Source organism: Leucobacter sp. cx-328, from assembly GCF_014530035.1.
Taxonomy (GTDB): Bacteria; Actinomycetota; Actinomycetes; order Actinomycetales; family Microbacteriaceae; genus Leucobacter.
Genome location: NZ_JACVMX010000007.1, coordinates 63,356 through 79,545, shown reverse-complemented (window position 1 = coordinate 79,545; position 16,190 = coordinate 63,356). Strand labels below are relative to the sequence as shown.

Annotated in this window: 12 protein-coding genes; 4 read left to right on the top strand and 8 right to left on the bottom strand. The window is 59.6% G+C overall.

Annotated features, from left to right (window positions below):
- Positions 1 to 48: 48 nt before the first annotated feature.
- From ICL81_RS09640 to ICL81_RS09625, 4 genes are all read right to left on the bottom strand, one after another.
- Entirely contained in the window at positions 49 to 1,752 is a 1,704-nt protein-coding gene (locus ICL81_RS09640; protein WP_188034689.1) for a hypothetical protein, read from the bottom strand.
- 130 nt (positions 1,753 to 1,882) lie between these two features.
- Positions 1,883 to 2,794, bottom strand: coding sequence for a nucleotidyl transferase AbiEii/AbiGii toxin family protein (locus ICL81_RS09635; protein WP_188034688.1), 912 nt, complete (start codon positions 2,792 to 2,794; stop codon positions 1,883 to 1,885).
- Positions 2,791 to 3,360 (bottom strand): type IV toxin-antitoxin system AbiEi family antitoxin domain-containing protein, encoded by a 570-nt coding sequence (locus ICL81_RS09630; RefSeq protein ID WP_188034687.1) that lies wholly within the window; start codon positions 3,358 to 3,360, stop codon positions 2,791 to 2,793. The genes ICL81_RS09635 and ICL81_RS09630 overlap by 4 nt, the downstream gene beginning before the upstream one ends.
- A 100-nt stretch (positions 3,361 to 3,460) precedes the next feature.
- Positions 3,461 to 4,033 carry a MarR family winged helix-turn-helix transcriptional regulator gene (locus tag ICL81_RS09625; protein ID WP_188034686.1) on the bottom strand — a complete coding sequence of 191 codons (573 nt, stop codon included), beginning with the start codon at positions 4,031 to 4,033 and terminating at the stop codon, positions 3,461 to 3,463.
- Positions 4,034 to 4,223: 190 nt separating this feature from the next.
- On the opposite strand from ICL81_RS09625, the gene ICL81_RS09620 reads away from it, so the two are divergent.
- Positions 4,224 to 6,422 (top strand): efflux RND transporter permease subunit, encoded by a 2,199-nt coding sequence (locus ICL81_RS09620; RefSeq protein WP_188034685.1) that lies wholly within the window; start codon positions 4,224 to 4,226, stop codon positions 6,420 to 6,422.
- A 126-nt stretch (positions 6,423 to 6,548) separates the two neighbouring features.
- Positions 6,549 to 6,782, top strand: a complete 234-nt coding sequence (locus ICL81_RS09615; protein ID WP_188034684.1) for a hypothetical protein — start codon at positions 6,549 to 6,551, stop codon at positions 6,780 to 6,782.
- A gap of 54 nt (positions 6,783 to 6,836) precedes the next feature.
- Here the strand turns inward: ICL81_RS09615 and ICL81_RS09610 are convergent, their stop codons facing one another.
- Positions 6,837 to 7,427, bottom strand: coding sequence for a hypothetical protein (locus ICL81_RS09610; RefSeq protein WP_188034683.1), 591 nt, complete (start codon positions 7,425 to 7,427; stop codon positions 6,837 to 6,839).
- A gap of 959 nt (positions 7,428 to 8,386) precedes the next feature.
- Between ICL81_RS09610 and ICL81_RS09605 the strand changes: the two genes are divergently transcribed.
- Together ICL81_RS09605 and ICL81_RS09600 are read left to right on the top strand one after the other, a co-directional pair.
- A complete protein-coding gene (locus ICL81_RS09605; RefSeq protein ID WP_188034682.1) occupies positions 8,387 to 9,010 on the top strand; it encodes a hypothetical protein in 624 nt (207 codons plus the stop codon).
- Positions 9,011 to 9,016: 6 nt separating this feature from the next.
- Positions 9,017 to 10,138, top strand: a complete 1,122-nt coding sequence (locus ICL81_RS09600; RefSeq protein WP_353055487.1) for an XRE family transcriptional regulator — start codon at positions 9,017 to 9,019, stop codon at positions 10,136 to 10,138.
- 830 nt (positions 10,139 to 10,968) lie between these two features.
- Here the strand turns inward: ICL81_RS09600 and ICL81_RS09595 are convergent.
- From ICL81_RS09595 to mobF, 3 genes are all read right to left on the bottom strand, one after another.
- Positions 10,969 to 11,487, bottom strand: a complete 519-nt coding sequence (locus ICL81_RS09595; protein WP_188034680.1) for a hypothetical protein — start codon at positions 11,485 to 11,487, stop codon at positions 10,969 to 10,971.
- Between the two features lie 3 nt (positions 11,488 to 11,490).
- A complete protein-coding gene (locus ICL81_RS09590; RefSeq protein ID WP_188034679.1) occupies positions 11,491 to 12,390 on the bottom strand; it encodes a hypothetical protein in 900 nt (299 codons plus the stop codon).
- Positions 12,391 to 12,546: 156 nt separating this feature from the next.
- A complete protein-coding gene (gene mobF, locus ICL81_RS09585; protein WP_188034678.1) occupies positions 12,547 to 16,104 on the bottom strand; it encodes a MobF family relaxase in 3,558 nt (1,185 codons plus the stop codon).
- Between the last annotated feature and the right edge of the window lie 86 nt (positions 16,105 to 16,190).

The following is a 16,190-nucleotide window of genomic DNA, read 5'->3' as shown; positions in this document are numbered from 1 at the left end:
GCGAGTGCCTGCGTGTGCAGGTGCTCGCCGCTTTGTGCATTCGCTGGTCTACTTCGTCAGCGCCGCCGCTTCAGCCGCGTCGAGTTCGAGCCGCGAAGCAGTCTGCCCGCCTTCCAACGGCCCGGCGGAAAGCGCTGCCGCAAGAAGGTCAATTTGCTCCTCATTCGCGTCCGCCGGGAACATCCACGAGAGGTCTTTCTCCTCGGTCGTGATGCTGAGCGTCGGACGAGAGGTTTTCTCACCCAGTCCACGCGGACGAACATATCGAACGTCATTCAGAGAGAAGCTCCCCTCAAGTTCTCCTTCGCGAAGGAACGTCCGAGGAGATGCTTTGAGCACACGGTCACTCGTTACAGCAACAAGGGTGCTCGATGCCACCTTGTCGAGCACTGCCGCAGCCTTGCCCGGCAACAGCGCATCCCAGGAAGCGTCGACTCGCTTCTCAAGCACTCCCGGGATGAGAGACTTTCCAGTCGATTCGTACGGGAACGCGATGCACTGCAGCGTCTCGTCATCTTCAATGAACCAGCGCAGCACCTTGAGGTACGGCTCAAGCGCCAGTTCCTCGGGGCCACAAACTGTTTCAGGGGCCTCAAGGTTTTGAGGGGCTGGAAGTAACATGTTTGCGAGCGGCTCGATAGCTTCAAGCAGCTGAGCACATGTCAACTGCGTAGCTTTGGAGTCCTTGCGCTTCTTGAACAGTGGCATTCTAAGCCGGCCCGGGAGCTCCGCAATTACCCGCAGCTCGCGAACGAGTGACTTTACCAGCAGGGTCACTTCATCCCGCGAAGCCTGGATCTCGACAGGCACGTCTCTCGTAAGAAGCTCAAACAGCTGCGTTTCGTTCTTGTCTTCTGCACCTTTAATCCGCGCGCGCATTGCCTTCACAGACTGATACTCGGCATAGGCCTTCAAAGAGGTAAGTAACGCGTAAGCGTCAAAGACCATAGCTTCAGCGTTGGTCTCAAGGTACTGTCGGCGCTCACGCACCGCGAGCGCTCCGAGCTCTTCGACGTGCCCTTTCACGTTGCGCTGGTAAAGGTTCATCTGCTTTCGCAGATCCTTATCGCTCGATTCGATCGATCCCCAGAGAGTATCCGGAACCGCTTCAAGCTCACGCACGCTGGCGGTATTTTTTGCAATCATCCCGGTTACAGCTTCAAGCTCGGCCCATTGCTCATTCCGGATCGCTTTCATGGCCTGCCTAGTGACGGCAATGTTGGTTTTAACGAGACCGGAAATCTCACCAAGCTGCATTTGCATCGCGAGCATCGCGACTGCCGGGCCGATTGCTGCGACAGCTGCAGCGGTAGACAAACCCGCCGGCACGAATCGTGCCTGAGCAATAATCTGACCGTCTTTGAAGATTGCGCCGATCTTTGCGCCGTCCTTCACCGCCATTTGAGCGCCATTATTCAGGAGCGCCATTGTCTCGCTGCTTGCCCGGAACAGCCCTTGTGCCGCTACCGAGGATTCTGCAACATTTCCAACAACAGTTCCAATGTTTCCAATAGAACCCAGTGCGGTGTTCAACTCAGTTCTGTCAAACGAAGGAATCAGGGCCATGTCGAGAAGCTCCATACCGTCTGGCACTTCGCCGAACACAACGGCAATTCCAGGGCTGACCTCAACTAGCGTCGTCGAAACCGTCTCCAGGAGAGAAGCATCGTCGCTCACGACAATCTCGCTGTTGCTCTGCGTTGCGGATTCGTCCTCATTAACGCCATGCGGATCCACAGGAATCTCCTCCATGCTTGGTTAGCCCCTTCCCGGTGGCTGACTCGCTATAGCCCCGTTCTCAGCACAAGTATGACAGGCACGTGCGACTTTCTTAGGCCAACCGAAACCCCCCTCGTCCCTTCGCCTCGCGCGACTCAGCGTCTCAAGGTGAGACCCAACGAAGTTGCGCCGGATCCCACTCGCCCTTCGCACCACCGCGAGCTATCGGATCGATGAAGCTAGCGACACCAGACAGCACTTCCGCAAACTGTTCAGGCAAGTCAGCCTCGCGTCCGATGCGGCGACGCCAGGCCTTCCATTTCGGTTGAGCGCGACGGGGCATGCCTTCCAACGTTGGCAGCAAAGCACTCACCTTCGTTCCGCGATGCTCTGCCACCACGATGACAGCTGCCCGAATCTGCTCAGCAGAAAATGCGTGGCTTCGCATGAGCAAATACACATCCGCGAAGTCTCGCCACCTCGTATTACCCGCGCCTCGGTGCATTGCGGTGACAACCTTTTCCGCGATAACCATTACCAGCGGATAACCCTTAAGTCTCACCGCAGGCAAGCCCAGATCGATGAGCCGAGGGAGGTCGATGTCCCGCGGCGCGGGCCAAATCGGATCCCCAAAGCTCACATCAATGCCGATTGTCAGGCGCGATTTCCCCACAAAGCCAACCATTTTCACGCGCACGCCAGAGTAGTCTTCTGCGTCCCCGTCACGAATCGTGACCGCGGCGAGAGAAGCCGAGTCGAAACGTACACCGTCCTCCACCGTCAGATCTGCAATAGCTCTCACCCGCTCAAGGACTGCGCGCTCATCATTCGACACCCCGCTCGCCCTGACGTCTATGTCTTTAGTAGGACGACGGGCAGCGAAGGCGGCCAACAAAACTCCGCCCTTCAGCACGAAGTCATCCCGATACTCAGACAAAGCAAGACGTGCCAGAAACGCTTCAAGCACATAGAGCGTCTGCAGTTCCTGCACGTCGGCGTTCTGAGCACGCGCCAGTGCTCGAATAGCTAATGTGGCCCGGTCAGAATCGTTTTCTGTCTGTGGATCAGAAGTCACAACAGGATCTCCAAAGCGGCTAGGAGCGCCGGCTTCGCGAGTGGAAAATCACCTGCCATCGTGAGCAGCTCCCAGGGGCTGCTTTCTGATCGAGCGAGCCATCTCTTGAGTGCCTGAATCGCCAGGTCATCGCCCCACACGTGACGGAGCCGGAACAGGTCAATGAGGGTTCGTTCCGGCGAGTATATTCCGATGCTTCGAGCGCCCGGCAGTTCATGCTGAGACTGACCGATACTGAAGGTTTTGCCGTCGAAAACATGCCATTCGATCGGTGCAGTTTCCGTCGCTACCGGCTTTGCCCCGCGTGGAATCGCAAGGTGAGTACGGCCAGGAATTTCATCAGTGAGGTCATAAATCGAAGCAGCGCTGAGTAGGCACAGCGTCGCTTCGGGCCGCCTCGCTGCGGCCGCGATCCAGGCCGCAGTCGTGTCATCCGCGAACCCCGCCTGCATGAACTGGCCGGGAGCAATGCGCTCGTACTCACCCGTTGCAAGCCGGCGCTCGAGCTGGCGTCGTGAAAGACCTAACCGTTCAAGGTCCCTCGAAGCAATGAGTTCCGGCAGCAAGACGGTTCCTAACTGAGTGAAAAAATTTAGCTACAGCTCAACGGTACCTGTAGCTATTTTTTTACACAACGGGCCTGCCAGCCAAATGGAAAGCCAGGCACTACCCCCGCGCCCACTCCGCATCATCGCCAAGTGAGATCTCGCTCGCCATGTCATCGAGGAACCGCGTCACAACCTGACGCTCCTCCGAAGTCAGCCGCGCCGCAGCGAAAAAGCGTCGCGCGTGCTGGCGTCCGACCGACTGCATCGCGGCCTCACGCGTCTCTGGCGTAATAGAAATCGTCAGAGCCCGGCGGTCTGACGGGTGCGGAGCCCGCGTAATATGCCCCGCCCGCTCGAGCCGATCGAGCAGCTTCGTCGTCGACGCGGTCGAAATGTTCAGGTGCGCCGCAATACTGCTGGGCGTCGCAAGCTCACCCTGGTTGCCAGCAACAATGAGGTAGTGCAGCGCCTGCATGTCGGTGCGGCCGAGCTGCATGTACTTCATCGAGGCCTCAGAGACCTGCTGTTCAGCGTCGCGCAGACGCCCGAGCGCCCCCATGAGCTCACTGATTTCAGCGATTTCAGCGGGCTGGAGCGCCGAGCGATCAATGAGTTCAGAGCGCGGATCACTCTTGTCCAAGTGATACAGGCTCGCCGGAGCCGCTTCACGGGGCTTCTCGGCTGCGGTCATACTCCTCATTCTACTTCGGACAGGTCGCTAACTTTGCATATTGCTAGCTTGGCTAATAATATGCTTAGGTTAATACAGGTTGGTGTTTCACACTAGAGACACTGCAGGCACACCAGATGCGGGCAACCCACCAGCGGCCAACGCACGAGCGGCGCCAGACCATCCACCCGATCTCTGAATGGAAGCTCTCATGACTCGCACACCAAAATGGCTACGCGTGTTCTTGCCGGCGGTGTTGATCATCGTCTGGTTCGCCGCGGCTGGCGTCGGCGGACCCTACTTCGGCAAAGTCAGTGAAGTCTCGTCCAATGACCAGACCACCTTCCTGCCAGAGTCGGCTGACGCGACCCAGGTGCAGAAGCTGCTCGGTGAGTTCACCGACTCCGACGCGATTCCCGCAATCGCCGTCGTCGTGGGCGATCAGCAACTGACCACTGCCCAGGTCGAGCAGATCAGTGCTGCCGTGGCGGATCTCACCTCACTCCCCGGAATCGGTGACGAAGTATCACCCGCGCTGCCGTCCGAAGACGGCCTGGCCATCCAGGCGTTCGTCCCGATCCAGTCAGACGCCGAGCTCAGTGACACGGTCGCTGCGGCGAGCGCAGAGCTGCAGGCGAACGTCCCGGACGGCACCACCGTCTACATCACCGGCCCCGCTGGCCTGAGCGCGGATCTCTCCGCCGCCTTCGCCGGCATCGACGGCCTCCTCCTCGGCGTCGCACTCGGTGCGGTGTTCATCATCCTCATCCTGGTCTACCGCTCATTCCTCCTCCCGATCGCCGTCCTCTCTACGAGCCTCTTCGCACTCTGCGCAGCGTTGCTCACCGTCTGGTGGCTCGCGAAGTGGGAAATTCTCATGCTCAGCGGCCAGACCCAGGGCATCCTGTTCATCCTCGTGATCGGCGCTGCCACTGACTACTCGCTGTTGCTCGTCGCCCGCTATCGCGAGGAGCTGCGCATCAATGAAGACAAGTGGACCGCGACGCTCAAGGCCGTCAAGGGATCGGTCGAGCCGATCCTCGCATCCGGCGGAACCGTCATCGCAGGCCTCCTCACCCTGCTCCTCAGCGACCTGAAGTCGAACAGCGGCCTCGGCCCCGTCGCCGCGATCGGCATCGCCTTCGCGATGCTCTCGGCGCTCACGCTGCTCCCCGCGCTGCTCTTCTCGTTCGGCCGCGCGGTGTTCTGGCCGCGTCGCCCGCGCTTCGAACCCGAGGTGGTTGCCGCCGAGAACGGCATGCCCGCGAAAAGCGTCTGGACTAAGGTCGCCCGCTTCGTGCAGAAGCGCCCGCGCACGATCTGGATCGCCACGACCGTCGTCCTCCTCATCGGCTGCCTCGGAATCACGCAGCTCAAGGCAGATGGCGTCCCCGCTTCTGACCTCGTGATTGGCACCTCGGAGGCTCGCGACGGCCAGGTCGCACTCGGCAAGCATTTCCCCGGCGGTTCAGGCAGCCCCGTCCAGGTCCTCACCGACGAGTCCGAACTCGACACCGTGGCTGACGTGCTGCTCAGCAACGACGGGATCGCGGGCGTGAGCGTGACCTCGGCTGATTCGCCGACCGGATCCGCCCCCATTACTGCCGATGGCATCTCCGCGTACGGACCTCCCGGTACGCCCGCGCCCGCCCCGACCGTGGTCGACGGCCAGGTGCTCGTGCAGGGCACGCTCACCGCGGCGGCCGACTCTGACGAGGCAGCCGACACCGTGCGCGAGCTGCGCGCCGAGTTCGCCGACGTCTCCCCCGACACCCTCGTCGGCGGCGTCACCGCAACCGCTATCGACACGAACGACGCATCGATTCACGACCGCACGCTGATCATCCCGATCATCTTGCTCGTGATCCTGCTGATCCTCATGCTGTTGCTGCGTTCGATCCTCGCGCCCGTGCTCCTCATCATCACGACCGTCATCTCGTTCGGTACCGCGATGGGTGTTTCGGCGCTTGTGTTCAATGGCATCTTCGATTTCCCTGGCGCGGATCCGGCCGTACCGCTCTTCGGCTTCGTCTTCCTCGTTGCCCTCGGAATCGACTACAACATCTTCCTCATGACCCGCGTGCGCGAGGAATCGATCAAGCACGGCACCCGTGAAGGCGTGCTGCGCGGACTCACGATCACCGGCGGAGTCATCACCTCAGCCGGCATCGTGCTCGCGGCAACGTTCGCGGCGCTCTCGGTGATCCCGATTCTCTTCCTGCTGCAGCTCGCATTCATCGTCGCCTTCGGCGTCCTGCTCGACACCTTCGTGGTGCGCACCCTGCTCGTGCCCGCGCTCACGTACGACATCGGGAACAAGGTCTGGTGGCCTTCGAAACTGGGGCGCGGATCGGAGAAGCCCGGCGGGGCTGAGGTCGAGGGTCCTGCTCCTGTGTCCGTGGAGCGGTAGGCCGCTCGTCGTCTAAACCTAGAGGGGGTCTTGCTCGCAATTTACGTTGCGGGTGAGGCCCCCTTTCTGCTTCCACTGCAGAGAAATGACTGCGATACTTCACAGACGGTTGAGAGGAGCACTCGCATGAAGCAGAACCCAATTGATCCACGCAATGCCTCCGCAGAGGATCAGAACCCGAACTATCGCGTTCACTTCACAGAGCCTGACGCTGGCGTCGATGAATGGCGCCTTACCGAGGTCGAAAACGTCTTGGAAGTGATTGCTTGGGCTGATGCCCGGAAACTGCCCTATCAACTCTTCGTTGAGTGGCCGCATGTACGCGGAGAGGTCCACATTTCTTTACTTCTCGAAAGGTAGGCGCAGCAACCGAATAGGCCGGGGCATCGTTGACCACATATTGACTCGTGGTCTTTACGTGACTGGGCCTTGCCACAGCCGGGAATCCAGGCCCGGGGCGTCAAGAAGGCGTTGCGCAAGTTCTTGCTGGCAGCCCACGACGGTGAACGCCAAGTCGGGGGCTGACGCCACGAACCATTCTCTACTGTCAGGCCAGATATACGACGGCTCCAGCAATAGGTCGAGGCTCTCCCGAAGCACCAGGACGCCGGCCTTTGCGAGCAATGTCGCCCCAAGAAGGTACTTGAGCCTGCCGGAGACGCGATCAAGGCCTGCGTCGATCAGCCCTGCTTCTTCCTCCTCTTCCATGAACCCACCGTAGAAAGCAACGTTGCAGGTGGATTCCTCGGGCGCTGAACTCCCAATAATCTGGTCCAGCACAGCGGCCTGTTCATCGTCGAGATCATCGTCATGTGGGTTAGGGGCGAGATACGGAATATCGCCGCCGGGCACTTCGACCGTGCCGGGGTGCAAGATAGCAACCGCATACGGGAATTCCTGAGGGAGGAACCCCTCGTCTCTAGCAATCCAAGCAGCAAAGAACTCTCGTTCAGAAGCCTGAGACGAGAAGAACGATTCTCGAATTGAGTTGAATGCTACTGCCATGGATTAACCGATCGTCTTGGCTGTTGCTTGTTACCTACAAACGCCTCTCTTGTCGCGTTTGAACATCTTACGTTCACTGTATTTGGTGTTCGTATGGCTCACTGGTATGTAGCCTGGGGGCAAAGTGATCACGAAGCTCCCAGTCGCCTGATACATGCGTCGGGCGGAGATGCATGCAAGGTCGCCTCCCACTCGCACCGATTTCCTACCTTTTCTGTAGCTTGGAAGCCCCCAACGGCCGCCCTCCTTCATCTGCGATTTGAGTGAGATAGAAGTTAGGTGCGCATCGGTTCCCTTGCACTCTACGGTCAGATGAGCGTTGATTCTCCGCTTATTCGAGCTATACCCGGGATGAAGAGAATCATAATCTGCAGTACAGGTAATCGGGGTCGTCCTCCAACCTGTACGGGTAGCCCGGCCTTGCACAGGCACCGCCGTGAGAACGTTCTCCCGCTCAGTCCCCGGTTCAGGCGGGGGTGCTGTTGCTGGGGTTGGCAATGAACCGAGAAACCCTGTAGCGATCGTAAGAATTGCGGCCATTGCAGATCGAATCTTCATAGTTGAGGTCACTCTCATGAATTAGTAGAAGCGAGCCAGCTCCACCATGCGGAGCCGGTGCAAATTTGGGGTCATTTAAAACCCTCGTTTACAAATTCATGTAGAACAAGAAATCCAGAAAAATGACGAGATTTCAACGCCAAATCAATGCCTGAGGAGTAGCCGCGGCAGCATTCACAGCGCCCTTGCTGGCCCTCCTGCCGCCCCGGAAACGCGCAGCTACAGGCCCCGCCATTACTCCAAAAACGCAGCTTCGCAACATAGGTGCCACCGACGGCACCTTAAATATCAACGATTCAGGATGAACCCGCTGCACGAAGCCCAACCATCCCCCGAGAAAATCGTTTAGGATGGTTACATCTCCTGTCAGAATATGACAAATGAAGTTAAGGTGTCCGAATATGGCAAGCTTTGAAACGTCTCTCCTTGCAGCCTCCGAAGTCGTCGCTCCGGAGCTCACAGATCTCTTTGCCACAGCCCAGTCCCACGTGCTCCCCGCGCTTAAAGACTTCAAAGATCACGAGACCCGACGCGTCATAGCACCACTCATGCTGCGCGCTAAGCTCAGTGAAGCCCTCAAGGGGCGACAGACTCTCGATACCGAAGGTTGGCACGTCCATCGGGCCCCGCTCCAAATGATGAGCATCACCCTCACCCACCCTGAACTCAACGCCAGATTCCGTCTCATGAAGGAACGCGACTCCTACCCTGGCGGGATTCCCACAGCAAAACCCGGCACACAGCGCTCAGGAAGCTGGAACCCGGGGCTCTTTGAAACCGTTTCCAAAAACGAACTGCTCTGGCTGTATGACATCACCAACATCCAAGACAAGGAGCGCTGGGAGATTCCTCTCCGCTTCGTGCGCACCATCGGCATCCCTACTTACGGTAACGCTGTCCCATACGATCTTTCCATCCCACTCGTAGCACAAGCTGGCTTCTATGCAGACAGAACGTTCAGCACTGCAGACGACACTGACTTCTTCGCAAACCTTCGGCGCGAGGAAAACGAATCAAACAGCTAGGCACCCGTGAAGTACCGAAACGAACGCGTCGCAGACCTGCGGCACCTCCTCCGAATGACCCAAGGCGAGCTCGCAGCTTCAGTGGAGATGAACGCGTCATATCTGTCCAAGATTGAGAACGACCAGCGCGTTCTGACTAAAGATATCGTCACGAAGCTCGCATTAAGACACCGTATTCCAACGAGCTTTTTCTTAACCGCAGATCCGATCGATAATTTTGCCGCCCCAACCTTTCGCAAGAAGGCCAGCTCCACGGTCAAAGAAAGCCGATATGTCGAGGTGCTCCAAAAACTAGCAATGCGGCTCTTCCATATCGCTTCGCTTGACACCGACTACACAAAGTGGACCTCCCCTGTCGCTGACAACGTCACAGACCCTGAAGAAGCTGCAAAACAAGCTCGCGAGTTCTTTGGATTAGGTCCGACTGACGCAGTAAGAAACGTAACCCGACTCCTCGAACGGAACGGCGCCGGTGTCATTACCAACCTGTCACCCGCCACTATCGAGGAGGTAAGCCTCAACCACCATGGCATCACCCGTCCCTCCGCTCAAGATGATCGCCCCCTCGTTGCTCTCTTCGACAGCGGACGAGGTGACGTAAACCGGCTGACCACGGCTCATGAACTCGGACACCTGATCTTTGACGCTCAAGGCGAGCGCATTGAAACCCGGGCGCAGGAGGCCCGCGCCTTCAGATTTGGTGGAGCGTTTCTCTTACCCCAAGAAGTCGCACGCGAGTGGATCAGTCACGATCTCCCCCTCAGCGGATATCTCGCCATCAAAGCCCAGTATGGAATTAGTGTGTCGGCGGCCATCAGACGAGGCAAGGACCTTGGCCTTATCGATCACGACAGGTACCGCAGTCTCATGATTCAGCATTCCACCCGCGGGTGGAGACACAACGAGCCAGGAAACGTGGAACCCGAGACTGCTCTCCTAGTTCCCCAAGCCCTCCGTCACGCTTGGCCCACAAATACTGTCCCTTCAGCTGCCACTGCTACAGGAATCCCTGCCCGCCTCATTTCCGAGTGGAGTGGCCTTCCGGAGTCCTCCACCCCCAGCCCACAGCGAGACGAGAACCCCGGGGTTATCAGCCTCGCTGACGCACGAGCCAAGCGGGCCGCCTAAGAGATATAACCGCGCAGGACCGCAACCGTGCGAGCCGGACAGTCTGCTACCACCCGACACGTGATAGAAGTTCTACTCCGCACAATCGACCGGCTAGCTCCTCGGGTATTCCAAGTCCGCAAGACAAATCTCAGCTCGCGCGGCGCTTGTCGGATCCAACACCTATACGCCCGAAACCCTTCCGCTCTCTTGATGGAATTGTTCCGTCTACTCCGTCAGTATCGAACATTAGGACTCCGGAGCCCTCAGGTTCAATCCGACCCAGAAGTCGACCACTCGCACCCTCAAGGAGAACTAACCAAACAGTCGACAAGACTGCTTTGTGGCCTGCAACGCCACAGCAGATACCGACCAAGAGTCTCAGTGCAACATCAAGACTTCTCCCACTGAACCCCGACACCCCACCACTTCGTCCTTTGCAAACTCAACCGGCACTGTTCCCTGGGTGTGGGCAAAATGTGGGCAAAAACAAGAGAAGCCCCGGGTGAACAACTCAATCAAGAGAAGTTCACGCCGGGGCTATTTCTTTGCCGAATGCGCGTGACCAGGAGTTTTAGAAGTCCCAATACTCGTCATGGGCCGCGGAATCATGCGGATCTTCGGGGGTTGCAGCGGGTTCGTGCCCTCTGCGTGCCACTCTGAAATGAGGGTGCTTCGCGTGCTGCTGCGAGGCCGTGGCACATCTTCAAGGGTACTCCTGTGCTTTTCAGGACGCCTTGAAATCTGGGTCTCCCCTCTCGCGATCGCGCGGCGCCTCAGCGAGAACTGATTCGTTCATTCGTGGCCAACCACGGGGCTCATTAGCGCTCGTGATGAGCTGCGGAGCAAACCTATCGCTTTGGCGGAAGATCTTTGATATCGCCATGAGCTGTCCATATCCGGCTCAGCACCATCATCACGTTGAGGATCAAGTAGGATCCGAACCCTGCGATTAGCCCAACCATGGCTGATGGAAGTGGCTCATCCGGTGCCTGAGCTGCGGTCGCGACGGCAACGATGACCAAGAACACCAAAGAGCTGACGACGGTCCAGGAGGCATTAGCCATCAGCTCGTCAACAGTTTGGGCGAGACGCTCCTCGGGCCTGATCTTTTCGTCTCGACGAACCTTAACGCTGAACTCAAACACGTTCACGAGGAGCGCGACTAGGAGACCCGCGAAGACAGATGCTCCCGTTAGAAGTCCAGAGACGTTGAAGACAGGAGGCGCGAAGAATCCTGCAAGGACACCCAACGCGACGGGAAGTAACGCAAAGGTAATTAGGTCCTTCACCTGCGTCTTGCGGCTATACCTCCTGAACGTTCCCAGTTGCGCACGGGCAAGCTCGAGAAGGTTGATCTTTGAACTCATGTGCTACCCATCGATACGGAGCCGACGAAGCTGCCCATCAATAATCTGCCTTGCAACATCAAAGTAAAGTGCATCGTCCGGTCGGGATTTTGCTTTTGGGTCGATTTCCCACGTGAATCGCGGCCAATCGTCGCCAATCCGGATGGTCCGACGACGCCCTTCCTTCTCGACGACAACCTTTGTTTCATCGATATCTTCATCCGCCACGGGCACACTAAGCACCTCGCTCGCGGGCAGACCGTCGCTCCGGAGGCGCTGCAACCAACTTTGCGGGAGCACGTCCCCTCTTCGACCTGGCAGGATGTCATAGCGTTCCTTCGTGGGTCGCCCGGCACGGTTAGCCTCGGACGTACGCCGCGCGGTGAAGGTTAGTTCACGAAGACTTGCCCCGTCGAGAAACTCGTTCCATGCGTCAGAGTCTTCGACATAGTTCACTTCGAGACGATAGCCGCTGTTCGCTTTGGCGAACCAGCTTTTGAACTCCGGGATCAAGAGACCCGCACAGCTACTTCTCCCCACCATTTCGTGTGCCATGAACGCGAACGTGCCGTTAATTGGCGAACGCAGAAGAAGGCGAAGAGGGTCACCCGGGACTTCATTCAAGTCAATGTCTGAGATGTGTGCTCCGTTATCGACGTTTCGAACTCTTCGATGAGAACCGAAGTGCCCGTAATCAATCTCACAAACGATCTCCCTGGAGGTTACGATGTCGACCCGACTCTCTACAGCCAAGAATCGTTCCTGACGGGAGACGCCACCTTCTTGAGCGATCTTCTTCAAGTACCCGCTCCAATCGTCAAGAACGTCCTTCTCCTGGGGTCCAAAATTGGAAGGATGCACTTCCTCATCGGTCAGGGTATGGATTACCTTCAGTTCCAAAAGGCCGATTGTGTATTTTGGCATTCCTTCTTCTTTCGGACAATCTCTCAAACGAGAGCACGGTCGAGGCTTACCTAGAGCGTACGTGTGACCACCGACATCCGCAGAGAACCCTGCCTTGATCAGTGTTTCTCCAGCGTTCAAATCTCCAACCAGCATGTCTAATGACCGCCACGACGGCTACATTGTGCGGCCCTTCGCGCTGTGTCGTGGTGCGCTACGCTGCTCTAAGTCGCCGCTAACTTGCCTGTTGGTTCGGAGAACTTGGCCGAGCGCGGCTTGCGCCCGCGCACGGTCAACCCGCTGCGCTGCGCCGCCCGACAGAGTCCCGAGCGAACTTCGCGCCTTGACCCCATAGCGATCACGGTAGGCAGCAACCACGCGCGCTGCACGACGCCAGGCGATGGCGTGCCGCGCATCCACAGGCTCGGCACCGAGAGCCGCAACCCACGGCGCCGAATCAGCGACCGCGGTATTGAGAACTGCGTCTGCTCGTGCTTCGATCAACCCACGCCGCTCCGCGAGAGCCCGCTGCATGTCCTCACTCATGGCGCCCGTCGCCGCGGGGATGAGCCCGGCAACCAGCTTGGGCTTCGACTGCCTACGACCCGACCCGGCAGACCTCGTAGTGACCGCAGCAATTCGATGGCGGAGCACGGCGGCAATGTCGTCGGCGTCGCCGAAGTCGCGAGCGCGGACGAGTCGAGGGAGCAGCGCCTCCACGTCGTGATGGTTTGCCTCGGCTCGACGAAGTTCGGCGGTGAGCGGACCGAACGCATCCGAATCGATGACTTCGTCGGCTTGCTCAGGGCTGAGACCTGACACCCGCACGAGCGATGCCCACCGGTCGCGCTGTGCGGCGGCGGCGATCGTTTCGTACTCGGCAGCGAGCTGCGCGATGGTTCCCCAGGCTTCTTGCTCGGCGGTGATCGTTTCGTGTACGGAGAGTTCGGCGCCCACGCGCTGGAGCACTCCGTAGAGCACGCTGCGGCTGGTGGCTTCACCGTTGTCACCCGGATGCGGTCCCACGTGAAACGCGTCGGGTTTGTCGACTGAGACATAAGCAACGTTGGCGGTACGGCCCCTTGTCATGGCCACGTAGAACGTCTCACGAGTCATCGCCGAATCGACGAGCACGTGCGCTGTATCGGTGGTGAGACCTTGCGCCCGGAAGGAAGTGACGGCATAGCCAAGTTCGACATGCTCGGCGACGTAGGCCGCTGGTAAGAGGACAGCGGATCCCCGGGAGCGTCCTTCTCGTCGAACGAGCATTGAGCCGTCGCTTCGAACATCGGCGACCTTCCAACGGTCACCGTTGCGCACCCAACTCTGCCCGGCCCACAATCGTCGGTCGTTACGTCGAGTGATCACGATGTCGCCGGACGCTGCGTGGGTGCCATCGTGCAACTCTGACTCTCGCGCACCTCGCACTCTGCCGTCGAGGATCAGGTCGGTTCGCGCACGATTATTGAGCGCGATGACGGATTCGTTCGAGTCAGCGACGAGCACCGTCGCACGCCCCGCGATCATGTCGGCGTGCCATGCTGCATAGGCGGCGTCGATCATGGCATCGGTGTCACCTTCAACTATGCGGTCGTGGTCGGCGTAGGTGTCGATGATTTCGGTGTGGCCGTGGCGGAGTTCGAGGGAGGCGCGTTTCTCCCACTCGTGGGTGAAGCGATGAACGTCAACGAGTTCGGCGACGTCATCGCGGTCGTGTGCGAGCAGCCCGAACGCTCCGCCCGCGTCGACCGACTGAAGCTGTGCGTAGTCGCCGACGAGGAGCACCTTCGCGCCCGCCTCAGCGGCAAGGTGGGTGATCCGGTCGAGCGAGAGCGTTCCGGCAAGCGAGGCCTCATCAACGATGACGAGCTGCCCAGCCTGGAACGTCTCCCCCGTTTGGAGATGGGTTTGCCACCACTTCGCGGTATTTTCCGTCGCGATCCCGAGATCATCGGAGAGCACCTGGGCTGCGCTTGAAGATGGCGCGAGCCCGACGACAGATCCCTGCCCGTGCTCTTTCTCCCACGCTTGGCGAAGCGCGCTCATCGCGGTTGTCTTTCCGGCTCCCGCCGGGCCGACCAGCAGGTCGATGGACCTCCCTGAGACGGCGATTGCCATCAGCGCGGATGCTTGGTCCATGGCAAGCATCCGGCGCTCGCTGTCAGGCTTCCGCACGATGCGTTCGACCGTCGCCAGCGAGACGGTCGGGCCCGCCGTTCTGCGCGCGAGTTGCAGCAGGCGGCCTTCGGCTTCGAGCAGCTCACCCGACGAGAACACGGTGGAGTTCTTCGGTCGGAACACCGAAGACTCGTCACTCCGACGAAAGACGGCGGGGCTCGATGCCAGTTCGGGCGGTGTGAGCCTGAGCGAAACGGCCTCGGCAGCATCCACGACCAGCCCGACGATGGCCTCGCGTTCTCGCGTGCTCGCGAATCGATATCCCATCGTCTGGCGCGCGGCCTCAGCGGTGAGGTTCCAGCGCCGCCACGTTGACCGCTTCTCTCCAACCGCGGCGACAACACTCTGCCCGATCCGATGGACGACATCGAGCGGCACGTCATCGGCCCGCAACAACAGCGGATCTTCGTTCGCGGTGACTCGTAGCGCCCAGCTCGTGGCATCCGCCCCAAGTATCGTTTCAGCTCGTTCTCGCCACTGAGCGGTGAGTTGGGCAAGCGAATGGATCTGCTTCTCCGGCCTGGTGGCGAGCGTTGCTTGTGCACGCAGCTTGATGATTGTCGTGCTTGATGGCTGTCTGCCGTGCTTCGCCACGTATGCAGCGATGAGACGGTCCTTCTCCTCGTCGATGTGCCGTGAGCGCGATGAGAACTCGGCGACGAGTTCTGGCGGGACTTGCGCGATCGCCCACGCCGGGTTGCGGTCACGTCCCCTGTCGCGTGCTTCCCACTCGACGCCGAAGAGCCGGGTCAGGTGATCCGCGAACACGGCTTCGTGCAGCTCAGAGAGCGCAACCGTGGCGGCGTGCATCGGGCGACTATCCAGGCTCCGCCATTTGTTGTCGAGCACGGTCTGCACTTTGTTGCTGATGACGACGTGCGTGTGGAGGTGAGGGTCGCCCGCGCGTGAGTCGTAGTGGTCGTACGCTGTCGCGATCAGCCCGCGCACCTCGACCTGCGCAACTGCACCGTCCCCGGGGGTTGCACCGGCGCGCGTGGCTGCAACTTCGCGCTCCATGAATGCAACCACCTCTGCAACCGCAGCGTGATGTGCACCGATAATGAGTGATTGCGTTCCCGCGTCGGCGACGGCCCACAACACCGATGCGGACTTCGGGATCGAGAAGGTGTAGTCATACCCCGCGACCGCTCGACGTGTGCCGCGTTCCGATTCCTCGACCTCGATCGCTGCGACTGCTCGACCGCGAGCACGCGCGCTCAGACCAGGATCAAGCGCGGCCACACGATCGGCGACGCGCTCGGCCTTCGCCTTGTACTGCGGGTAGGCGCGGCCCAACGGTGCACCGGTCACGGGATCTCGGCCCATGCCGATCAACAACTGAAGCTGCGCCTCGGCTACTTCGTCGCCTTCTTCAAGCTGACCGCTTCCGAGCGCCGAGATTCCGCTACCCATCCACCGTCCCGGTGGAGCTCCGTCAGCATCGTAGTAGCGCGTCAGCGGAGTCGAAAGGCTGCGGTCTCCGTCCCCCGCGGCGACGGTGCGCAGCAGGTACTTGTAGCCGTCGCCAGCCGACATCAAGCGCATCGAAACCGTCATCGCCGCTCACCTTCCCTCCATCAAGGAGGAGGTGGACATGCAACTTCAAGGGTCAATCGCGAGGGTTGCGACCTCGATCTGCCAGA